This window comes from Sphingobacterium sp. WOUb80, assembly GCF_050058145.1.
Lineage (GTDB): Bacteria > Bacteroidota > Bacteroidia > Sphingobacteriales > Sphingobacteriaceae > Sphingobacterium.
Window position 1 is genome coordinate 4,591,006 of the sequence record NZ_CP165617.1, and the last position, 24,952, is coordinate 4,615,957.

Annotated in this window: 14 protein-coding genes and 4 tRNA genes; all 18 read right to left on the reverse strand. The window is 41.0% G+C overall.

Going from position 1 to position 24,952, the window contains the following annotated elements; translation table 11 throughout:
* Positions 1 to 75: 75 nt before the first annotated feature.
* A tRNA-Val gene (locus AB1Z56_RS19060) sits at positions 76 to 150 on the reverse strand.
* Between the two features lie 35 nt (positions 151 to 185).
* A tRNA-Val gene (locus AB1Z56_RS19065) sits at positions 186 to 260 on the reverse strand.
* Positions 261 to 269: 9 nt separating this feature from the next.
* Positions 270 to 347 (reverse strand) — tRNA-Val (locus AB1Z56_RS19070).
* A 9-nt stretch (positions 348 to 356) separates the two neighbouring features.
* Positions 357 to 434, reverse strand: a tRNA-Val gene (locus AB1Z56_RS19075).
* A 130-nt stretch (positions 435 to 564) separates the two neighbouring features.
* The gene (locus tag AB1Z56_RS19080; protein ID WP_426789871.1) at positions 565 to 2,634 is read right to left on the reverse strand and encodes a putative porin; all 2,070 of its coding nucleotides are present in this window, start codon (positions 2,632 to 2,634) and stop codon (positions 565 to 567) included.
* Positions 2,635 to 2,747: 113 nt separating this feature from the next.
* Positions 2,748 to 3,563: a purine-nucleoside phosphorylase gene (locus tag AB1Z56_RS19085; RefSeq protein WP_309365539.1), complete on the reverse strand. Its 816-nt coding sequence runs from the start codon at positions 3,561 to 3,563 to the stop codon at positions 2,748 to 2,750.
* Positions 3,564 to 3,681: 118 nt separating this feature from the next.
* Complete coding sequence (locus tag AB1Z56_RS19090; protein WP_313267666.1) at positions 3,682 to 5,172, reverse strand: sodium:solute symporter; 1,491 nt, start codon at positions 5,170 to 5,172, stop codon at positions 3,682 to 3,684.
* Positions 5,173 to 5,212: 40 nt separating this feature from the next.
* Complete coding sequence (murQ, locus tag AB1Z56_RS19095; protein ID WP_309365535.1) at positions 5,213 to 6,025, reverse strand: N-acetylmuramic acid 6-phosphate etherase; 813 nt, start codon at positions 6,023 to 6,025, stop codon at positions 5,213 to 5,215.
* A 22-nt stretch (positions 6,026 to 6,047) separates the two neighbouring features.
* Positions 6,048 to 6,692: a polysaccharide deacetylase family protein gene (locus AB1Z56_RS19100; protein ID WP_313267668.1), complete on the reverse strand. Its 645-nt coding sequence runs from the start codon at positions 6,690 to 6,692 to the stop codon at positions 6,048 to 6,050.
* Between the two features lie 50 nt (positions 6,693 to 6,742).
* Positions 6,743 to 8,569, reverse strand: coding sequence for a glycoside hydrolase family 9 protein (locus tag AB1Z56_RS19105; RefSeq protein ID WP_426789872.1), 1,827 nt, complete (start codon positions 8,567 to 8,569; stop codon positions 6,743 to 6,745).
* A gap of 42 nt (positions 8,570 to 8,611) precedes the next feature.
* Positions 8,612 to 10,471 carry a PQQ-binding-like beta-propeller repeat protein gene (locus AB1Z56_RS19110; protein ID WP_426789873.1) on the reverse strand — a complete coding sequence of 620 codons (1,860 nt, stop codon included), beginning with the start codon at positions 10,469 to 10,471 and terminating at the stop codon, positions 8,612 to 8,614.
* Between the two features lie 173 nt (positions 10,472 to 10,644).
* Positions 10,645 to 12,489: a RagB/SusD family nutrient uptake outer membrane protein gene (locus tag AB1Z56_RS19115; RefSeq protein WP_426789874.1), complete on the reverse strand. Its 1,845-nt coding sequence runs from the start codon at positions 12,487 to 12,489 to the stop codon at positions 10,645 to 10,647.
* Positions 12,490 to 12,500: 11 nt separating this feature from the next.
* Positions 12,501 to 15,956 carry a SusC/RagA family TonB-linked outer membrane protein gene (locus AB1Z56_RS19120; protein ID WP_426789875.1) on the reverse strand — a complete coding sequence of 1,152 codons (3,456 nt, stop codon included), beginning with the start codon at positions 15,954 to 15,956 and terminating at the stop codon, positions 12,501 to 12,503.
* Positions 15,957 to 16,395: 439 nt separating this feature from the next.
* Entirely contained in the window at positions 16,396 to 17,262 is an 867-nt protein-coding gene (locus AB1Z56_RS19125; RefSeq protein WP_426789876.1) for a hypothetical protein, read from the reverse strand.
* 32 nt (positions 17,263 to 17,294) lie between these two features.
* Positions 17,295 to 19,172: a SusD/RagB family nutrient-binding outer membrane lipoprotein gene (locus AB1Z56_RS19130; protein WP_426789877.1), complete on the reverse strand. Its 1,878-nt coding sequence runs from the start codon at positions 19,170 to 19,172 to the stop codon at positions 17,295 to 17,297.
* A 13-nt stretch (positions 19,173 to 19,185) separates the two neighbouring features.
* Positions 19,186 to 22,344 carry a SusC/RagA family TonB-linked outer membrane protein gene (locus AB1Z56_RS19135; protein WP_426789878.1) on the reverse strand — a complete coding sequence of 1,053 codons (3,159 nt, stop codon included), beginning with the start codon at positions 22,342 to 22,344 and terminating at the stop codon, positions 19,186 to 19,188.
* 220 nt (positions 22,345 to 22,564) lie between these two features.
* A complete protein-coding gene (locus AB1Z56_RS19140) occupies positions 22,565 to 23,809 on the reverse strand; it encodes an exo-beta-N-acetylmuramidase NamZ family protein (protein ID WP_426789879.1) in 1,245 nt (414 codons plus the stop codon).
* 460 nt (positions 23,810 to 24,269) lie between these two features.
* Positions 24,270 to 24,917 carry an N-acetylmuramoyl-L-alanine amidase gene (locus AB1Z56_RS19145; protein ID WP_309365516.1) on the reverse strand — a complete coding sequence of 216 codons (648 nt, stop codon included), beginning with the start codon at positions 24,915 to 24,917 and terminating at the stop codon, positions 24,270 to 24,272.
* Positions 24,918 to 24,952 lie beyond the last annotated feature (35 nt).

Sequence of the window (24,952 nt, forward strand, 5' to 3'; positions counted from 1 at the left end):
TGATCGGGGAGTTCTATTTTTCCGGCAGGTTCAATACAATAAAAAAAGCGTTCGTGATGAACGCTTTTTTTATTGTGGGGATTACTGGGTTCGAACCAGTGACCCCTACCTTGTCGAGGTAGTGCTCTAAACCAGCTGAGCTAAACCCCCTAACGAAAAAAAAGCACCATTGGATGATGCTTTTGTGGAGGCTACAGGATTCGAACCTGTGACCCTCTGCTTGTAAGGCAGATGCTCTGAACCAGCTGAGCTAAGCCTCCGTTTTGGATTGGTGGAGAATACTGGATTCGAACCAGTGACCCTCTGCTTGTAAGGCAGATGCTCTGAACCAGCTGAGCTAATTCTCCGACTTTGTATGGTGGAGGCTACAGGATTCGAACCTGTGACCCTCTGCTTGTAAGGCAGATGCTCTGAACCAGCTGAGCTAAGCCTCCATACTTTTTTAAAGAACGCCGTTCCCTAATTGCGTGTGCAAATATAGCTTAAAAATTCTATTCTCAAAATTATTTTAGAAGAATTTATGCCTTAACCATCACAACAAGCTAAGAAACACGGAAATAATTTTTAATCATAGAACTTCCAGGAAATGCCAAATCTAAAATTCGCGGTATTCATCGGATAACGTCTTACGGTGTAGTAGCCATGCGGATAAAAGTTCTGGTTTAAGAAATTATAACTCAAAAACATATTTACCCGTTGTATGTTTGCAGTAATCCACAAATCCATAACCGGATAAGTCGAAAACTCAATCTGTTTGATGGCGTTATAAAATTGTCCCGTCCCGACCGAATAATTCGGATTTGCATAGGGTGTATTAAATTTGGCATCCAGACCTATACTATAGTCGATAACGTTATAGAAAAGATTACTGTAATACAAACTATGCCAGGTATACAGCTCGGGAACCGCCAACACATCCTGTTGATCTGTCTTTTGATAAACGACAAGATTATCTAAGGTAAAACGGTTTAATTTAAACTTCTGTCCGACAGTAACTTTCAACAAATTGGCCTTACCCAATTGCGTCGGAACAATCCATTTGTCATTTTTAGGATCATCCTGTGGATTGGGCCGCTCTTCGAAATAGGTATAATTATTCATCAAAAAATACTCAACCTTGCCATGGAAACCAAGCATCGGATTGGCATATTGGAAACCCAGATTCTGAATTTTCGTTTTTTTAAGATCCAGATCATTCCATTTTCCATAGGTATAATTTAAGTTCTCGAAAACCATTTCAGGGGACTTATTCTGTGAATAAGCTGATAAAGTTACCTTTCCGATTTTATCACCCATAGCGATATCCACTTTAGCATCATACAGGAAATCACCAAAGTTGTGGCCAAATACAATTTGATTGGCTCTTAAACTAAAATCAAGACGATCTGAAAACTTATAGCCCAATTCACCTTTCAAGATACCATTTTGATAAAAACGATTAAAGGTGGTGCTATCTGGCAATTTCTTCAGCGGCTGTGGATAGGCCGCGCGATTATTATAATATCGATTTGAATCCAGTTGATTTTGCTCTACCCAGTTCATATCGTGCTGGAAGGCTACATTCAACTTTGCTTCGTTCTTAAACACCGACTTCCCCCTGAGGAAAAAGTTGTACTCAAATTCATTGGAAACATTCGTGATCAGTGTCTTATCATTATTCAAGGCCAAGGCTTTATTGTTGTAAGGCAATACTGCATTCAGATCATCCATGTTCTTGAAGAAATTATAGGTCTGTCTTCGAATACGTGTATTATGTGCCATACTATTCGTTGGACGGATCTCCATGGTAGGCTTACCTTTATCGATTGTATCCAATCGCCCCAGATAGAGCGACTGCCTTAGGAAGAAAGAATTATCCCACCATTTAGATCGTGGAATGGTATTCTTATCAGAACTATTGAATTTAGGCATGAACCGATCTGGTGCCTGCCTGTTTCCTGGCGCAAATGGAAGATCTTCTGTGATGGATCCATTCTCCATGGCATCTAAACGGTTAAATACCGCATTGATCAAAAGATTGTACCGATTATTTTTGGATTCATACCAGGAGGCTACCGAAGCCTTTAAGTCTGAATAATTCTGATTGAGGTAATAGCCATCCGTTTTAGTCGAATGGAAATCGACATTCATATTCCATTGGGAATTGATATTCTGGGCTACCCGCGCCCTAAAAACCTGGTCATTAAAAAAGAAACCCACTGCCGACAATTCGGAGTACCTAGCTCTAGCTCTAAAATACTGAATGGAATCAGGATTCAACAAATAACGTTCCAATGCTGTAAAACCAGACTGGAAACCAATGGTCTTTTTAGGCTGGAACAATAGGTCACGCGTAGCCAAGCCATAGGAGCCAAGATTCACACTAGGGTTCCAGGGTAAGTTCTGTGGATTATAATATTGATAATTATGATGTGATGTATCAATCTGACGTGTATAAGTAGCTTTTTTTAACATATCCAATGTTGCATATCGGATATATTTCGCAGACAGGATAACGGAATCCTTCTTCCCATCTTCCTTAGCTCGCGCCGAATCCAATGCACTGCTCCAATCTTCTTTGCTCTGTGCAATGACATCCACGGAATAAATAAATAAAACACACCATGCGGCAAGTATGCGTACGATCAACTTCATCTAAAATTATATAAAAACCAAAAAAGCTAAATTCACCTGAATGAACCAATTACCCTTCACCCCACACAAATCCAACAACCTTCTCCCTCAACAGTGTTACATGAAGATGCAATTTATTGCAAAGCTATTAATTCTTTCAAAATTAATGTCATTTTAGGTTCCGCTTTCTCGGCAACACTGACAATTTCCTGTAGTGATACGGGTTTAAGCTGTTCATGAAAGCCTTCATCCGTAACAACCGAAATGGCAAATACTGGAAGAGCCATATGATTAGCGACAATAACTTCAGGAACGGTACTCATACCGACCACATCGCCACCGATAAGCCGCATATAACGATATTCCGCTTTTGTCTCCAAGTTCGGGCCAGCAGAAGAAACATAAACAACTTTTCGTGCAACAATAGCATGCTTGGCGGCAATTTCAAGAGCCTGATCGATCATCTTTCGGTTATAAGGTTCACTCATATCCGGAAACCGTGGACCAAACTCAGCCAGATTTTGTCCGCGAAGTGGATTGTCTGGCAATAAATTGATGTGATCTTCAATAATACCGAGATCCCCTTTTCTCACATCGGGATTTAGCGAGCCCGCTGCATTGGAAACAAACAATTTCTGCACACCCAGAACCTTCATGATACGGATCGGAAATGTAATCTGTTGCATATCGTAACCTTCATAGTAATGCAGCCTTCCTTGCATAGCGACCACATTGCGCCCACTCAGTTTTCCAAAAATGAGCTTGCCAGAATGAAATTCAACAGTTGAAATAGGGAAATTAGGTATATTGGAATACATCAGCTGATACTCGACTTCAATTTCATCAACCAACTTACCTAAACCAGTACCCAGGATGATACCGAATTCTGGAGTAAAATCTCCAATTTTTCTACGGATAAATTCCGTAGTCTCATTTATGCTATGATACATACGTACAGAAAAACTAAGTATATCAAACTTAACTTAATTTTTCTGTACGTACAAATCAAAATCAATACTTGTGTTTACATTGCTCAGCAATGAAGAAAATTTTTATAGTTAAAAAGCACTAATTGTGCGACAATGCTTTTTCACTGGCTTTACCCGGAGAGCTGATCAAAAGCATCACAAAAGTAATAAAGCCATTAATGATAATCAGATCCAATCCAATAACATATGGCGTGTACACTTCAATAACATAGGTTTTAAGTAAAAACAATACGGTAGGCGAAAGTACGCAGATATAAGGTACAGCGCGATCACGTACCGCATATTTTGTAAAGATTCCAAAAACGAATAAGCCCAATAAAGGCCCATAAGTATAGCTCGCCGCAGTAAAGATGGCATTTACGACCGAATCATTATTGATCAGTTTGAAGATCAGAATAACCAGCAGCATGATAATGGAAAAACCGAAATGCACATAGTTACGCTGTTTTACCAAAGCCGGATCATTAGGGTTTTCCTTTTTATTGAAATTCAAAAAGTCCACACAGAAGGAGGTGGTTAATGCCGTTAGCGCGCTATCCGTCGTTGCAAAAGTAGCCGCCGTAAGCCCCATCATAAAGATGATTGCTGGAACAATAGCCAAGTGGTTTAATGCGATTTCCGGATATAGATAATCACGTGTTGCCAGTTGAGTGACATCAATTCCGTTTTTAGCCGCATAGATATACAGCAAAGCACCGACAGCTAAAAAGAAAATATTAATGACCACAAATACGCTTGTAAAAGTGATCATATTCTTTTGCGCTTCTTTAATGGTACCCATCGATAAGTTCTTCTGCATCAGATCCTGGTCAAGCCCTGTCATGGCAATGGTCACAAAAATTCCTCCCAAGAATTGTTTCCAAAAATTTGCTTTACTGCCAACGAAATCATCCCAGAAAAAGATCTTGGAGTAACTACTTTCTTTCACAGCTTCGAAAGTATCCACAATGCCAAAATCCAATCCCTTTGCCATAAAATAGATGGAAAGGATCACTGCTGTTACTAAAAAGGTAGTCTGTAGGGTATCTGTTACAATGATTGTCTTTAAACCGCCTTTATTGGTATACATCCAGATCAACAACAAACATATAACGACTGTAATCGCAAAAGGCACATTCCAAGCATCAAAAATAAAATGCTGTAATACGATTGCGACCAAATAAAGACGAAATGCCGAACCGATCGTACGTGAAACCAAAAAAATAGCAGCACCTGTCTTGTAGGTTGTGTGCCCAAAACGCTCCTCCAAATAAGTATAGATGGAAGTCAGGTTCATTCTATAATAAAGCGGAAGCAATACATAAGCAATAATGACAAAGCCAACTGCATTACCAAGGACAAATTGAAAATAGCTAAATTCGGAAGCACCGACGGCACCTGGTACCGAAATAAAGGTTACCCCAGAAAGCGCAGTGCCGATCATCCCAAAGGCAACCATATACCATTTAGAGTTCCGGTTTGCAACAAAAAAAGTAGAGTTATCAGAAGCTCCCTTCGAGGTGAAGTGAGCTACAGCAAGCAAAACCGCAAAATAGATTATTATAAAAGATAATAATATTACTGGTGACATAGTTTGTTTTTAAAATAGGTGATTTTTTAATAGGTTATGCTCAATGGGTAGCCTGATAGGCTTCTATCGCCTGCCTCACATTCCCAAATTGTTCGAGTAAAGCTGCTGCCTCTTCTTCTGGTGCCCCGGTTTGATCCATAATGATACGTACACCACGGCCAACCAGCTTATGGTTTGACAATTGCATATCGACCATCTTATTCCCTTTGACCCTGCCCAGTTGGATCATCACTGCAGTACTGAACATATTTAATACAAGCTTCTGTGCCGTTCCTGATTTCATGCGTGTAGACCCGGTAACAAACTCTGGCCCAACAATCACTTCAACAGGATATTGAGCAACTTCCGCAATCGGAGAACCTCCATTACAGACGATACATCCCGTCACAAGCCCCTTCTCATTTGCCGTCTTCAATCCGCCAATAACATAAGGAGTCGTCCCCGAAGCCGCAATACCGATCACAACATCGTTCTCATCAATATCATATGCTTCCATATCTTTCCAGGCTTGCTCCAGATCATCCTCTGCAAATTCAACCGCTTTTCGAATGGCGGTATCCCCACCAGCAATCAGCCCGATGATCCACTCAAATGGCACACCGTAAGTAGGAGGCAATTCAGACGCATCTAACACCCCCAAACGACCACTTGTACCAGCGCCGATATAAAAAGTTCGACCACCAGCCTTCATTTTCTCCACAGTGACTTTGACCAATGCTTCAACCTGAGGGATAGCCTGCTCTACAGCAAGTGGCACAGATTTATCCTCATTATTGATATTCGTCAATAACTCATGCACAGACATCTTGTCCAAATCCTGATAATTCGAATCTTTCTCCGTTGTATTTACCATTATTAGTATATATTGTATTTCTTTATTTCAATAAATCGGGTACATCCACAAGTTGATACCCTTTTCCCTTTAATATATTAATGATATCATCCAAATGATGATACAATTTATCTTTCCGCCGATCATCGGTCCCCATATGAATCAATATCAGAAACCCATTAAGCCCAAATCGAGCTTCGTAGGACCAGAGATTATCAATAATCTCTGTCGACGATAAATATCGCCTCCCCATTTCAGGATAGGTATAATCAGCCGCAGTCCGTATTCCTGGTGTATAATTAACCGAATTTAGACCAACCGCTTTTGCCCAATCGACTGTTTCACTATTATACCACTCATACGAAGGAATATAATAGGACAAATTTCCGCTATCAACCCCCACGCTTTCCAATGCCGCCAGATTTGCCTTTAGATCAGCGACAAAAGAGTCACGTTTGACCAAAAGCACGTCCCTACTCCCCCAGTCACTGACGAGAAGATGTTTATCCGAATGCCCCGACACCATGTGACCATCATTTAACATCTGACGGACATACGATTTAAAACCCGGCGTCCTGAGATAATCACCTGTCAGAAAAAAAGAGCCTTTAACTCGATTATTTTTTAGACTCGCTAATACTTCTACTGTACCCTCCGATAAATCATGACCTGTAAATATCAAAGCCACCTTCCGCTTTGTCGAGTCGCCCCGGACAATAGCCCCAAAAATATCCCTTGTTACTTTTTTTCAGCGGGCTCCTCCATGGCCTTACCCTCTTTTGACGCAAGCAAATAAATCAAAGAAGCGGTTCCATCCATTGTGGGCTCATTGGTACTATAGTCCCCATAGTCGTCGTGATAGACCGCTAAATCACTTTGAAACGCTGCATAGCTATCCGGATTATTCAACTTAATACCGATCAGATTACGATACGTGGATGCCATAATAGGCCCATCAACCAAACCACCATCGATCGGATGTTTCCCCAGAAAGGTAAACGCCGAATGCGGATCAACAGGTGTATCGCCCCATGATGGAAGGCCATATACCATACTCGTACCCCAAGGGTTCGTCCCAAATAACCAGTCAAAATTAGCCTGAGCAAGCTCGTCAAAATATGTATCTCCTGTCAGTTCCTTATACCAAAGGCATTGGATCGCAAAAGATACAGTTAAGTTATTGCTGCACCAGATAAAGGGAACTCCCCGAAAAAACGCATTTTTTTCGGCTCTCCGATTGACCTCTTCGATCCCCTGCTTATAATAGGAAACAATCTCCTCGCGATCTTGTCCTTTTAATCCTTTTGCCAACTCATAATGTCCAAGATTGATAAAAGGGTACCACTGATAATGTGCAGCAGTATCGGTTACCATCCAAGGTGTAATCTTTTCTTGTCGGGCATATCGCAAGGCTTCTTGCGCAAATTTTTCCTTTTTTGTCGTCGAAAAACCAATTGCTGCAGCTAACTGCATATCATCGACCCAATTATCCTCTGCATAAATATAGGGTGATTTCACAGAAACCGTCTGTGTCACGCCAGGTTTTATCATTGCATAGGCATAAGCCGTTTCCGATTTCTTCGACAGCAACTTTGCATACTTCCGATCTTCTTTGTTAAACAACACTGCGCCCAGGCGAAAAGCACTACTAAATTTACCAGCAGTAGAGCTTGTACCCGTTGTATTATTCATAAACTTGCCACGCTGTTGTGGCTCGCCATCAATAAAATACACCGGTCTTTCAAATCCACGTCCATAATAGGGATCTTCCTTTGGCATCCGCATGCTTGCATGATCCCGGTCATCACCAATCTGATTGTACATTTGATTGGCTTTGGGATGCATCTTCAACAGCCAGTCCAATCCCCATTTTGCTTCATCTAACACATCGGCGCGACCATTTTTTCCGTCAAGACCATTTGCTTGCTTTAGATCACCGAAGACCTTTGGAAAATCGCGATAAGCCGCTAACAAATGAAATGTGGCATTTGCCGACGTTGTCGCATATTGCAAATAATCAGAAGCATCATGCCAGCCACCGCCTGCATCGATATGCGAACTATCCGGAATACCGGCTTTTCCCGCATAAAGCGCAAACCCATCATGTGTATGACAACTATCTTTCAGAAAAGGGTTAAACAATGTCCGTTGTTGCCGCATATAACGCAATACAAAGTCTGCCGCCCCTTTGTAAACGTCCCGCGCAATGCGGAATGTTGGAGACTTTACATCTCCAGCTTGAACAAAAAAGCGTCCTGTATCCTGCACTGAAGAGAAATCAAAACGAAAGCTCTGAACAAAAGGACCATACGCCCCATAATCTTTTCCTACAGGATGCACATAGACTGTTTTACCCGTTTGTGCATTTTTAATTTCAAAAGAACGAAGCTGCCTGATTGATTTCCCGCCCCATACCGCGACCTTCTTGCCCGCCGGAGTATAGCCCAATTGGTTTATTCTAATCCAAGCATTTTGCTGTGCTTTCGCAAAGTTACAAACAAAACATGCAAAAACAAGCAAAAAAGCTTGACGTAAATTTAAGAAGTTTAGACATTTTTTTATCATATCAAGGCATTTATTTTCAAAAAGATCATTTCAATCGATTGCTTAAAACTGTAATGAAACTATTTTGCCATCCATCGTACTCGCTATCACCGTATTTCTACCATTTAGCACAACCGGATTAACCATTCCATTGGATATTTTATATTGCCATACTACCGCGCCTGTTTTTGCGTCAACTCCGGACAGCAAACCCGAATGACTCGGCACAAACACCAATTTGCCATTGGCTACAATAGCAGAAGGTGTCAATTCGTAGGGCAATTTAAGCTTGGACTTCCAGGCAACATCCATATTGTTACCAGCAACCGAAATACCCAAGAGGTCGCCATCCATCGTCTTCACATAGACCAATTTATGATCTGCTGCCAACCCCATAGACTCACGCACCCGAATGGTGTCTTTCTTTTCCCGCCAGATGACCGCTCCAGTTTTCGCGTCCAGCGCTGTCATAAAACGATCTGGCGCAACCACAAAGACACGATTATTTGCTCCCACTGGATTGCAAGCTGCTGCAGAAAACATCCGATTGGCCTGTCCATTATTCCATTCCCACGAAAGCTTACCTGTATTGACATCTAACGCATAGAATCCATTACTCCAGGAACCAAAAATTACATTCCCTAAATAATACGTTGGCAGCGTAGACACAAATCCTTTGACCTGATCAAAACTCCATTTTACAGCTCCCGTCTTGATATCCAGCGCCCTAAACTTACCATCCGAACCACCGATAAAAGCCACACCTTCATGCAGCAGCGGTGAACCTAAGACCGCTTTCTCCGTCTGCACCTTCCACAGTAACTTACCATGCTGGGCGTCTACCGCATAGATTGCATGATCTGATGAACCTACCACAACAATCCCTTTCCACACAGCCGGAGTAGAATAAACCTTACCACCGGTACGGAATGCCCATAACTTCTTGCCAGTTTTCAGGTCAAGTGCAAAGATCTCCCCCGCTGTGTTTGATGTAATGACACTATTTTTGTAAACAGCTAACCCCGCCCCGATATCACTAGCATCTTCAAAAGTCCAATTAACTTTAACCTGATCTGCATATTTTTTATTCACAGCATAACTGGGCCTTGGGTAGCTTGCCGTTTCATTTTCATAATGATGATTAAATAAAGGGACGACGACCCAAGATTTCTCTTGCGTCCCCATTCCGGGATTACGCTCTTGATAAGTTGCTTTACCATCGGCGATGGTCACGATATTATAACCACCGACGTCTTTATTCGCACGCAAGTTTGACCTTCCCATAACACCCGGAATCCCTTCCCAATCGTATAATTTATTGATATGGCCATGTCCGCAAAGTGCCAACTGAACATTCCGCGTTTTGACTCTTTTCAAGGCGTCAAACCAGTTGTTTAAAGATGAATCCTGCGGATAATGATTAATATAGATCAATGGCTGCTGCTTATCAGGATTCGCTGCAAAAATTGAATCCATCCAGACCAAGTTTTCACGTGGGATCTGACCTGGGCTCATACGCATATTCGGGCCTGAATTAGTCCCAATAAATGCATAACCTTTATGCTTAAAGAAAAAGGTTTCGCCACCAAACACCGTGCGAAAAGTATTGGCTCCATTTTCAGACCAATTTCCATCGTGATTTCCCGGGATAACATACCAGGGCAGCTGCAGGCTATCTAAGATCCGCTTCGCCAGCTTTAATTCATGATCCGCGCCAAACTCGGTGATATCACCTGATAGGATAACAAAATCAATATCTTTCAATGTATTCAGATCCTTTACAGTACGTCGCAGATCTTCCTCTCCTGTTGCACCGCCAACATGTGTGTCTGTTACGTGAGCAAATTTAAAGGACTGCTGTGCTATCGCAACGTTAAAAACGCAGGATAATGCAATAAAAAAGGTGATAATTGGAAACCTCATGCGTAATGTTTTCTTAAAAATAGCGTTTTTATGCGCAATAATAAAATAAAAATGCGTTTTTATGCAAAGTATTTTAGATACCGATTTAGGTGTATTTTGACGATTTTGGCCATTATAGACATAAAAAAGCCTTGTCTAAAAACTTAGACAAGGCCTCATAATATGTGATTAAATTACCACCCTTTTGTTTGTGTTAATTTATAGCCTCTTTGCTCATAGTCAACAATTTGCGCTTTACCCACTGGAGCTAAATAAAATTTATCCTCCACGGCATTTCTATTTGCTGCATTTTGAACCACTATAAAACCAACCATATCGGCAGCATTAGAACCGTTATAAGTCACCACAGTTCCATCAGTTTTCCTAACTTTGGTAACACCAACATAGTTAGATTTCAAGAAATCCGGAGCTTGTTTTGCTACATCAACCCAAATTCCTGTAAAATAATCCGTACTTTTTGAAAAGTCCATATAACCCAGCTTTTTCCAACGCTTTAAATCCAGCAATCGCGAGTATTCAAACACGAATTCCATCCGGCGTTCACGACGTATTTCCCACATTAGTGACGTTACATCTGCATCTCTAGCGGGATCATTAGCAATTGAACCAATCTGTAACGGCGCAGTCTTTGTCACTCCTTTAGCTATAGCAGCCTCATCAAGCGGCCTATTTCTTACTGCATTGATTGACTTATCGAGATCTGTTTGTGTAACAGCTGCACCACCAAAGTTCTCGGCTAAAATCTGCTTTGCTTCAATCCAGTTTAATACAACCTCCGCATAACGAATAACGGGAGCATCGGAAGTATTCGTATTTGAATTCCATTTAGAATAATCTGGATTTGCACTTGTTATCTTATAGCCATTGCGTGCAACATACTTTGTACCATAGACAAATGTTGAAGCCTTAGAATTCAAATCCGTATCAAAGGAAGCCTCAAAACGCGGGTCACGTGATGTCGCCAACTTAGCTAATGAAAAATCAGCAGCACTAGCAAGTGAGGACGAAGAATAAGGCTTACCGTCAACACAGATGAACTCCTTGATCAATTTTAAATTTGGAGCTGTAGCCTGTGCCTCAACACCGTTTTGATACGATCCAATTGCATGTAACACACTGACAGATGCATCATATTTGCGATACATAATCACTTCTTTGTTTGCCGCTAAATCCTGAGAAGAAAACAAACTTTTGAAATCAGAAGTAAAAGAATATTTCCCTGAGCTCATAACAACTTCCGCAGCACTTTGCGCAAGCTCCAAATATTTCTTTGCTCTTGCCTGATCAAGGCCGTGATATTTCTGCCATGAACCTTCAAATAACATCAAACGTGATATAAACGACGCTGCAATATATTTATTCAACACATTTGCACCATCGTCGGCTTTCATGTTTTGCAATACATATACAAAGTCATCGTATACATGATCCATCACCACACCACGATTATCCCGATCTTTATACTGTGTATCAAAATCAGAAGCAGATACTTCAGATTCAAAATATGGTACATCCCCAAAAACAGAGACCAACCGAGAGTACTCAAAAGCTTTAAAGAATTTCGCAACGGCAGTCCAGTGATTATACTGAACTGTAGTTAAGTTCGGCTTAGCAATAGTCTCTATTCTATTCAAGAAAATATTGGACTTACGCACCCAAGAATAGTTCCATGTAGGACCGGCATATGTATCAAGCCAAGCCGCAACCTCCGAAGTTGACGACCGCGTATCAGGCACTGCATTTTCAAAGTTAGCCTGCTGACCACTAAAAGTCAAATCGTCTGAAAAAGTATACCCCCTTACTGGCGTATAATCCGTCGTAAAGGAACTATTATAGCCGTTGAAATATTGCGTGTAAAAGCCATTCGCAAATAACCTCAGGTCATTTTCATCCCTCCAATAAAGTCCCGAACCATCTGTAATCTGATCCAAAGAAGGGCGATCCAACAAGCTGTTACAGCTTGATAACACCATTGAAGAACCTAATAATATATATAAGAATTTTGTTTTAATTTTCATGATAATTTCAATTAAAATGTCAATTGAACGCCAAAAGAAGCAGATTTGAACGTTGGTGTCCCAACACCAATACGGCCACTATTGTAATTATTCAAGCTTTGATCAACAAACATATTTACACCAACAACAGCCTCAGGATCAATAGGCAAACCTTTGAGTTTATCCCATGTAAAGAAATTTTCCAATGCTGCATACACACGTAAATTGCTTACACCAATACGATTCAGCGTCCCTTTAGGAATGGTATAACCCAAGGTCAGGTTTTTAACCCGTAAATAGGACATATCCAATAAATAACGACTTTGAACCTGCATATTATTGATATTGTCTGTTCCTGCATTACTATACGCCGCCGGATAGAATGCCCCTGTATTGTTTTCTGTCCAATAATCTGACGCCATGACCGCAGGCATTGCACCATCTGACGCATTAAAGCCTGCTTGTGCCAAAAAGCCTTTTCCCCAGACCTGGCGACTACCCACTCCTTGGAAGAATGCTGAAAGATCAAAACCTTTGAAATCAGCTCCTAGGCGGAACCCATATTCATATCTCGGCGTCGAATTACCGATCACTGACAAATCACCATGATCTGAAATTGTCCCCTTACCATTATCTATTGCACCATCTCCGTTTAAATCCTTAAACTTAACATCACCGGGACCATAAAGGAAGGTAGATGAATTTTGAACCCAAGATTGGTAAGCTCCATTTGGATCAGACAACTTGTTCATTGTCTTACCATTGACGGTTGTCGTAACTAGTTTCCCGTTTTCATAAACGAAATCACTTTTTTGATATAGACGATCCGTTTCATAACCCCAAATTTCACCGAATGTCTTACCGTTATAGTATCCATCCACCAAAGTTGTTGTACCATATTCTGTGATGACAGATTTTGCATCCGATACGTTTGCACGCAGATTAATTCCCAAACCATTTTCGAAACGGTGGTTAAAATCAACAGCAAGCTCCCAACCTCTCGTACGTAAAGCACCAAAATTACCTTTAGGAGCCTCAGCACCAAAAGTCGCAGCAACACCTTCCATCGGCACGAGCATATTTTTGGTATCGCGTTGATACCAATCAAACACAAGCCCCAGTTTATTCTTAAGGAATCTTGCGTCAAGTCCAAAATCCAAGGTCTGGATATCTTGCCAGCCTACTTGAGATAAAACAGCAGCAGGAGACCCTACATACCAATCCTTATTTCCTGAGCTGTTAATCCAGTTAGACTGGGAATTAGTCATATAACTTGTATACAAATTGTTCGGAACAGCCTGATCACCAATTGACCCCCATGAACCGCGGATTTTAAATTGATTTACGACCTCACGTGACCAGTCCATAAAAGATTCTTGCGATACGACCCAACCTGCGGAGAACGACGGATACCATTTCCAGCGCAAACTTGTCGGGAATTTAGACGATCCATCACGACGTAAATTTGCTTCAAACAAATATTTATCCTTATAAGCATAGTTCACCCGGCCAAAAAAACCAATCTGAGACTCCCATTTTTTATAACCAGAACCAGTAACTGTTCCCGATCCAAACGTTAATTGCGGATTCTTAATATCCAGCAGGTTTGTAATTTGTGTCCAAGAATTTTCAGTTTGCTCCGCAACACGGTTTAAACCTGCCATAAATTTAAACTCATGCCCACCATCCAAACTCAAATTATAAGTAGAGAAGGCATTGATCGTATGACGCAAGAAATTCTCATCTTCCTTACGGTAATGGTCAGGATTGGAGCCTGCAGCTGTATATTGGAAATAATCCAGATCATATGCAGCCATCGCTCCCGCAGCAGATGCATCCACATAGTTTCCATTTGCATCGACATACATCTGGTTTCCATTTGCATCCTTTTTCGCTACAGGATTTCCCCAGGAATTGCCTGCTGTAAAACGTGTGCCCGGCTTATTCCAGATCATCTCCTGATTGGTCAATGTGTAATCAAAATCCAATTTCCAGTTCTTTGTAAAATTTACAGTAGCACCACCATTGAAATTCATATAGTTTTTTAGCTGGCTCGCCACATTTGCTGCGCCAGTCTCATAAGCTGGGCTACGAATTGGATCCCCGTCACCATCATTTCCAAACGGATACAGCGAACTCCAACGGTACATATATAACCATGGATCTGCTGTAGTTGAATTCGTTGCATATGGATATTGTTTATTCGTACGGGAATAAATAGCTCCCGCCCTTGCTGTAATATACTTGTTAATCTCATGAGAAACCCGTACTGAAGCATTATATCTCGCGAACTTATCTGTATTAGTCTTCAACATACCCGACTGATCAAGCAACCCCAATCCCACATTATAAGAAGTTTTACCCGATTTACCCGATAGCGATAAATTATGTTGCTGTGTAGGAGCCCATTCACGAACCATATAGTCATAAGGATCATACGTACGTACGCCATATTTATACCCTGTTGCAGGATCATAATACCAGTCACGTCCATATAATGTCGGATCATTCTTACCCACAGAACTACCATAGTTATTCTGCCAGTCGACAGCTTTTTGGTAGCTCTCTTCGTTTACTTTGTAAAAGGCCCCAGTAAAGTTGGTCCCGACACGCAAAGCTGCATCCAACGAGTACCGAAGCGCATCAACCGTGCCCATCTCATATTTCTTGAACGGGTTTTGAAAAGAGAAATTATTAGAATAATTTACTGAAACCTGATCAGTTTTGGCTCCTTGTTTTGTTGTAATCAAAATTACGCCATAAGCTGCTTTAGCTCCGTAAATAGATGATGCTGCCGCATCCTTTAAAACTGAAATAGATTCAATATCATCGGGATTCACAATATTGATACTCGGAATCTCCACATTATCCAGTAATATCAATGGATTATTGGATCCAGTTATTGAACCAATCTGGCCACGGATTTTGATCGTTGGATCAGATCCTACCTCTCCACTCGGGATAACGATACTCAGTCCCGGAGTCGTACCTTGCATTGCACGTCCTGCATCAGCAATAGGACGTCCTTGCATTGTCTCTTTGATGTTAACTGACGCAACAGCACCTGTTAAGTTGCTTTTTTTCTGTGTACCGTATCCAACAACAACGACTTCATTCAATGTTTGATTATCATCGACCAAAGTTACATTTAGCGAATTCGAAGTCACAGGAACCTCTCGTGTAATATAACCTACAGATGAAAAACGCAACTTGCTCCCCACGGCAGCTGTAATTTTAAAATGCCCCTGTGCATCGGTCTTAGTTGACGCATTACCGCCAATTACAGACACGCTCACTTCAGAGACTGGACCTTTTCCATCCGTTACAGTACCTTGCACCGTATTTTGAACCGCACTTTTTGCAGAAGAACTGGAAAGAACGCTTGTTGAATTAGCGCTCCTCAAAGAACCTTCTTTTTTTGTAAAAGAATAGGATTCAGAAGGAAAACTCAATCCAAGAGCAACAGAAAATAGTACAAATTTTCTCATTGATTATAGAGTTTTAAAATAAATGATTTTTTGCTAGTTTATCAGTAATTTTTAGCTTAACAGGCTAAAATTAGCACAAATACCGCACAATACAGCATAAACAGCTAAAATATAAGTGAATTCATATCAAATTGAATATAAAAAACGCATAAATCAGTATAAAAAAGAATATACGTGCAATTAAATAAAAAATAAAAATTGGCGTTAAATAATGTTAAATGGAGCATGTGCCTTGTTTACACAAAAAACAAAGTGTACTAAATACACATTAAAGTAACAATATAGATACAATTAAATCCACCAACAACTCCAATACGCCCGAATCCTATCTTTTAGTCAGTGTACTTTCAGAGCTTAAAGAAATTACAACAAAAAAATCCCCTGTTTACGATGGGGGTAAACAGGGGTCCATTAAAAATTAAGCATACTATATCATCAACTACAACGCTGTAGCTTGCTTAACACCGGCAATCGGTGTCGCTGTTCGGAAACCGGCTAACATATGGTGATAAACACGTCCAATCTGAGCCGTCCACCAATCTGTGTAATCCACCATACTTCCAGTACTATTTCGAACAACCAGACTGCCCTGATCAGATCCATCCGCACCGATCAAACGGGCACGGTAATCAATACGCGCAGTTCCTGCCGATATAATCACCGTTTTATTAACAGTCACTGGCTCCCAGCCCGTTGCCTCACCAAATGAAACTGGTTTCCCAACATTCGCCCATTCACTCTTTTGCCCCGTTTCATTATTAACAGTATATTGATATTGATACTGTAATTTTAGACTTGTGGGTGTATTTGCACTCTCGTAAAGAAAATTATAAAACTTAACCCAAGCAGTTGTACCTGTATTTTCAGTGGTTGTCTTAGGGTAAGGCACTTCGTTTACGATAACAACCGGAGGTTTATTAAAATCATGCACAACAACATTGGATTTTCCAGCTGGCAGATCAAATGTTTGATCATAAACCAATACCAGGTTATCTGTAGCCCCTTTATACAGCTTCAAATTTACCTTCCCCGGCTCCGCAGCAAAGAAACGTCCTACAGAACCACTTGGAAGAAAATTATACACCACCAGTGGCGTTGTCTGGTTTACCAGAAGTTTTCCATTCAGCTCAACCTTGTTAATATTGTTTGCAGCACCTGTTGCTACAGGAACCATATAGTGCAGCTGAAACTGCGCTGTAGCCCCATCGTCGATCGGCGTTGCCTGATACTCTACCACATTCTTCTTACAGGCTGAAAAAAGCAGCAAACTGAGTAGCGTTATCAAAAATTTATGTAGATTTTTCATGTTATGTTATTTTAAAGTTATAGTAACCGCCGTTACTTTGCCGCTGGCATTTCCCCCGGATATGCAAACCAAGGGATAGAAGTATGGTAATTGTCTGCAGTTCCAGCAATTGGCTGCAAGGCTTCTAAAGATTGGAGGTTCCACATATACTCCGAATTATAACGCGGACGTAAGCGGTAACAAGGTGCCCCTTCATTCCGCACATCATATGAACCTTTCCTACTATCAACCTGCGCCGGGGCAAGATAAAAACCTTTGTATACTTTAGTTGGATTTGTGTCCCATTTCTGCTCCAGCAAAGCTTGGGTCCATCCATTACCTTTACTTGGATATTCTCCCGTATAAGCAATATCATACTGGTATTTACGCATATCTACCCAGGCCTCCGTGGCCCCCCAAGGATAAAGGGCAACCCATTTTTGCATCATAATATGTGACAATGTAAATGTCGATAAGTTATTAACAAATGGCCCATTGACATACTCTGCAGCAAGTGTATTGAACAGATCTTTCGTAATTTTATCTCCACCTGTAGCGGCACCTTCTTTACCCGGATAAACATAACGCGCCGTCGTCTGAATATCAGCCGCTACCGCCTTTTTAAATGCATTGAATGCTTCATTTCGGTTGCCCAGTTTCCAGTATGTTTCAGCTAAACAGAACTGTATTTCGGCATAAGTAGTTAAAATATAAGGCGCATCATCGCGGTACAACCAATGCCCCATACCATCATGCTCCGTCCCACTCCAGGTAGAAGCAATATTTCGCCCATAAAATGAAGGGGCTGTCCCGATTGGTCCAATTTTCGAAGTAAATGCACCACCATAATATTTGTAAGCCTTGACATTATCCGCTTTTCCAAGATCCAGATATTTCGGATTACTTGTTGTCCCCAGCTTGACAGCAACCCTAGGGTCAAAATGTCCGGGCAGATTCACCATAGTATCCGTTACAATCTGCTCAGAAGCAAGTTTAAACGGGCGATAGACATTGTTTGGCACCCGAACTTTCTCTCCTGTAGATTCATTATATTCCGGTACAGTACCTGTAAATACCTGCACAGCATACTCGTGCTGAAAATAATCATAGGACAGGACATTCCGAGCTGTACCCCAAAAATTATTATACTCCGAGAAAGGAGCGGACTGCGATCCGCCAGCAATTTTTAGTGTCGCATCGTCCTCTGGACCCTGAAAAGATTTTGCAGCAGCCTTCAGGAGTTCTTGCGCATATTCATCCTTAAAATTAGTTTTATTCGTTAAGGAGGCAAGGTTCCTTACGATGACGGCATAAGCAAACTTAATCCATTTGCTTTTATCCCCACTATAGATATAGTCGTTACCACTGATCTTTGTTCCATAATTGTGATTATCCTCTTTTTCCAGCAATTCGATCGCTTTATAAGCCCAAGCTCTCACTTGTGCATAGATTTCTTTTTGATAATCATAATCATGCGTGAGCACTCCTGGTAGAAAAGCCTGTTTCATCGGAAGTTCACCATGTATTTTAGTCATCGCATCCCAGCTAAATGCCTTAATAGCATATCCGATCCCAGCAAGACTCCAATCCTCGGCCGCAATGGATTGATTAATCATATTCTCCAGATTCATCCCCTGGTTCCAATAAGTCATGCGCCACACCTCGCCGCCTGCATCATTTCCCGAAGGGTAATAATGAGAGGCAAACGGAGTAAAGGTCGCATTGGTAGTTCCCATCATCTGACTCAATGGACCGATAGCCCTAGCATCCCAATAGATCCCTTGATATTGCTGTGTTATACCAGCAAGATATAAATAGCCCTCTACATATGCGGGAGCATCAACATTATGATTTACATCTAGGTATTTTTTGCAGCCGCTGATGACAGATAAAAGCGGCAACATGGCAAATAATATTAATCTTCTAGTCATTTCTTTCAGTTTTTTAATTGAATGTGATACTTAATCCAACAGAAAATCCGCGCGGATTGGGTATAGACCACATGTCATACCCCTCACCACCAGTTCCGCCCGCTGCAGCTGATACCGTATTACCTACCGCATCAATACCCGAATAATTCGTCCAGGTCAACAGATCATTACCCACAACATAGATATCCATAGCAGAAATCCGTTTTGCCCGGCTCAACAACGTTTTAGGCACTCGATACGACAAGCGCGCCTCCTGAAGACGCAAATAGTTAACTTTTTTCTCCAACCAATCTTCATCACCACCGGCATAAGTAGTAGCGCCATATATCCGATAATCGTATGCGATATTATTGTATGTCGGATTATCGGTATTTTCATTTCCATCACGCAACACGCCTTTGAAAATATAAGGACCTCTTTCGCGCAGATCCACAGATTCCCAACTTGTTCCATCTGTCATCATAGCACGCTTGGTACCATTCACTACAGTTGCTCCTATACGCCCCGCAAACAGACCTGACAATCTGAAATTTTTATAAGAGAGCGCCGTTGTAACACCAAAACGTATTTTTGGCTCACGATTTCCAATGACCGACCAATTCGCATCCACCAATGGAGCTCCTGTCGATGGGTCAATCAGCACCTCCCCCCTATCATTGCGTAAATATGCCCTTCCCGTCAATGTCGTAATGGGCTGTCCAACCATAATCCCATTACGAATATTCCCAGAGTTCCAGGTATAAGCATTATAATACTCTGTCACATTTTTAGGTAAATACAGAACCTCAGACCCGCCATGAGAAGCATTGACACCTAAATTCCAGGTTAGCCCATTAGCTTTTTTGATAATATCGCCATCGAGAGATCCTTCCCAGCCCCAAGTTTTAAATGAACCGACGTTCATTGTATTGAGCACGAAGCCCGTAGCATAACTCAAACGGAACCCTTTGACAATTTGATCCTCATTTTTAGTCCCAAAATAGGTAAAGCTTGCATTCAACCGATCATGCAACATGCGCAGATCCATACCAATCTCACGCGCAGTCGTCATTTCAGGACGAAGATTAGGGTTTGGCCCTGTAAAATTATATTTAAATCCGCCACCTGTAAGACCGGTCGCCATGAGTTGCGGATCGATCTCGAGAGGTCCGGCATCTTTACCCACACGCGCTATTGAACCTCGCAATTTCAGATAACTAATAGCCGGAACCGCTTTCATAAAAGGTAAGTCAGAGAGAATAAATGACCCCTCGATGGCGGGATAGAAATAACTATTATTCTTTACGGGCAATGTGGAAGACCAATCGTTACGCCCACGAAGCGTGATAAAGGCTAAATTTTTGTAACCAAACTCAAATTGAGCAGATATTGCCTGAATTCTTCGTTTGGTATTTTGTTGTGTAGTCACCTGTGTTAAAGGGTCTGTATTATTAATGGACTGAAAGTCGGGTATAATAAACTTGGTCCCATTGGAAGCTGTACTCACAACTCCATTTTCCAGCTGATGATACCCTACCTGTCCAGAGAACGAAAACTTGTCTTTAAAAAATTTATTATTATAACCAGCAAGAATATTGACGGTAGGATCTGAGAAATTAGCCTGAACACGATTAAATTGCCCCACCCCAGCATTTTTATTGGCGTAATAAGGATGTGCCGAGGTTGTAAAAGTTTGCATACCTACATCCCATCCTAGCTGCGCTCTCAAAAAAGTATGCTCAATAGGTGTAAAGTTTAATGCTACGGTGCTAAAAAAACGATCCGAAGCATCATAAAATTTATTTTTATTGATCGCAAAGAGTGGATTTAAAAGATCTTCATCCACATAATAACTTGGCACCTTCATATGACTTCCGTCCGGGGCCAGATACACGCTCATATCATCAACTATCGGCCAGCGCATCGCCCGATACAGGGGACCATCTGTACCCCGTAGCGCTTTATTATTTCCCGTTTTTGTATATTGTATATTACCCTCAAAATTAAGATAATCCGTAACCTTTGCACGTCCGCCTATACTCAAATTTGTCCGGTCATAATCGGTATTCTTGATCACACCTTTCTGATCCAATTGCGAAAAAGCCCCACGAATACTTGCTTTATCCGTACCAGCCTCTAATGAAATATTATGCCTGGATTGATAGCCAGTTTGCAATACAGCCCCAAAATTATCATAAAGCGTCATACCTTCTGGATAAAGACCGCCCCAGCGTGCCGTGTTATAATAATTCGTCGTACCGAAATTGCCGTTGGCATATTTAGTCTGCATTTTCGGATACCCATAGGCTTTATCCCATTTAAAATAATTGCTATAAGTTATTGTTCCGCTACCGGATTTACCCTTTTTCGTAGTAATTATAATCGCCCCATTTGACGCATCGGACCCATAAAGTGCCGCTGCTGCTGCACCTTTTAGTACTGTAATTGATTCTACATCTTCCGGATTAAAATCTGCCCCTCTCGAAGAAAAGTCCAAGTTACGCACGGAATAGGTATCCCCACCGCCACCGGCCATTTTCAACGGGTCATAGGTTGAATTGTTCATAGGAACACCGTCCACAACATACAAAGGTTGGTTATTGCCCGATATTGAGGTGATATTCCTTAGTACAACTGTATTTGACGCACCGGGTGTTCCACTGGTTGACGTGATATTCAATCCAGGAACACGCCCCGCAAGCGCAGAGATAAAGTTCTCACGCCCGGACTCACTAATCGTAGCCCCATCAATTTGCTGAACAGAAGATCCAATAGCCCGGCCAACACGCTTCATACCAAACTCGGCCGTCACCATGACCTCATCTATACTACGACTCGCTTCCTCCAAGGTGACCGATAAAGAACCGGAAGAAACAATCACTTCTTTACTTTGATACCCTATCGATGAAAACCTCAACTTAGCCCCCATCGTAGCACGAATCGAATAACTGCCGTCGGAACCGGTTTGTGTCGCTACAGAACTTCCAATTACTGTAACCGTCACCCCCTTGAGCACACCCGACACCCCAGACACATAGCCTTTTACCGTTAATTGTTGAATGTCTTTTGTAGCAGATGACGTCCTATCATCCGACAAAGAGCCCTCTATCTTTCGCGCCAAAGAATTCCCATAGGAAAATCCAGGCGAAGAAGAGAAGAGCACTACTGCATAAAATAGCAATGATTTTCTCATTATTTGGTTAATTTAGTTGGTTACTATTGACGCGTTAGTTTCAACATAATGAAACAAAAACGGCTTTTAATGATATTAAAACACATGTAATAGGATCCCTCAATGAGAATTTCCCACTTCATCAGTATAAAATATCCAGGAATAGAGTTTATAATTAAAACTTAACGCGTCACTGTAAGTTTTAAAATAAATGATTATGTTAATATTGTTGGTTTGCTATTTATTCAAAATCTGTATACAACAGATATTTCTTACGCATTTGCTTATATACTTTTAAATCAGCTTCCCAGGAAGTACGGATCTGAGCTTCAGATTCTCCTGCAAGAATTTGCTTACGTAATTGATCTGTTCCAGCCAGCTTATCAAAAAATTCAGGCCTAGCAAAGAAAGTGGATTTATCGGGAGTCTTTTGATAAAAGTCCAATAAATATTTCAATGTAAACTTTTGATTATCTGCATTCAAACCTCTCAAATCGACGCCATAGTTTTTCGTTCCTTTCCCCTCCACATGCTTAGTCATACCATGACGTTCGCCAGGTGTAAACGTAAAGGATCCATAAACAGGATTTGTATACCCCAAAATTTGGAACGGCCAATCAGTCCCCCGTCCTACAGAAATATCCGTTCCTTCAAACAGACAAAGTGAAAGATAAAGACGAACAGAAAGATGGTTAGGCAAACTTGGTGAAGGAACCACAGGCAGATCATACATCTTATTATGATCCCAGTTCTTGATCTTTACAATCTGTATATCAGCCTGACGACCATTCTCCAACCAGTGTTCCCCATTGATCATCTGTGCAAGCTCCCCAATTGTCAAGCCATGTATCATGGCGATCTTATGCCAAGACACATCGGATTTAAACTTGTCGTCATGACGCACAGGACCGTCGACCTGGTCTCCATTTGGATTTGGCCGATCCAATATGATCAACTTTTTGTTATGCTTTGCACAGAGCTCCATAACACGGTGCAATGAAGTAATATAGGTGTAAAAACGCGCCCCAACATCCTGTAGATCAAAAATCATCACATCAATTGACCTGACTATTGAATCCTGCTTCTTATTGCCTCCATAAAGCGTAAACAAGGGCAAACCTGTCTTTTGATCAACATCGTTACCGAATTTCTCTCCGCGCTCAACATTCCCACGAAAGCCATGTTCCGGCGCAAAAGCAAACTTTAAATCAATCTTATTATCGATCAAGACATCTACAAGATGTTTTTTATCAGCTCCAACAATGGAAGTCTGATTTCCCATGATGCCCACTTTTTTTCCCTTCAATTGCGGCAAGTATAAGGCAAATTGATCCGCTCCCGGAACAATGACATTATTGACCGCATTTGTAGAAGTATTATTGTTGTTTTTCTGATTAACCTGTGTAGACTTTAACGAACTTCCACAAGAAACAAAAGCAACAACGGAAATAATAAAGGTTAGTTTTAGCAAGGCATCTTTTATCATAAAAATAGACTATTAGATCAGGTACAATTTGCGTCTTTATGCACGAATAATTGAAAATCAGAATAAAAATAAGTAGAAGTTTTCGTTTTTAAAATTAAATTACTCACAAAAACGCAAAATAACACAAATATTTATCTGTATAAAGTTTTTAACAACAACTCATATCCGCATAACATAACCAAATATAAAAACCAAAAAACAACACAAATACCTAATAATAAGCTAATTAATCAAAATAAAAAAGAAGGCAACAGAGAAAGCTAAGTGTATTAAAAACACCTGTTTGTAAAATAAAAGATACAATTAAAACTATACAGAAACACAGCATAATACGGCAAACCTGCATAGCAATTAAACCAGCAGCCAATATCTTTCCTCATGAACAAGCCATCCTTCGAAAGCGAAAATCAATCCATGCCGGTTGAAAGCATGGACGAAATTGATTGCTATCAACAGCGCACTAAGGTAGAGGATTCAGTTTCAGATCAGCAAGACGCTTTCTTAGCTCATTCATAAATTTATCCCCCGGGTCATCTTTACCTGTGATATAATTGGGATCAGTTTCTTTCCACCAGCTCGTTTTCTTAAAACGTTGGTACTCGTGGTGACCTAAAACAAATTCGATGGGATATTTTTTACCAAGGTAACGAATAAGTTCTTCATTTGCCTTCAATTGCGCATCCGTTAATGGATGTTGGCGGCTACCTATATTTTCTATCCCTATTGCACAATAATTGAGACCTATGGTATGCCGTGCAAAAATAGAATCTGGCAAAAACTGATAAATCGTACCGTCACGATCGATAACAAATTGCGAAGAAACATTCAATGCGCTGGCTTTGGTCAATTCAGGTCTGCCCGGAAGCCGTGTAGGATTGAATGTATTAAAGGTTGCTTTCACGCTATTATTTGCTGTCCAATGCACAACAACCATTTTGGGATGAATAACAGGAGCCGACTGCGTCAAGCCATGTCTATTTTTAAGGTAATCCAACGAAAGCTGAATACGATCTTTATCCCAGGTAATGGGTTTTTGAATAATCTTGGGTGATTGTGCAAAAAGCACAAACGGCATAAAAAAGAAGAAGAAATGGATACAATATTTCATGACAAAACGAATTAGATAAAGAAAGCCGCAGTTGC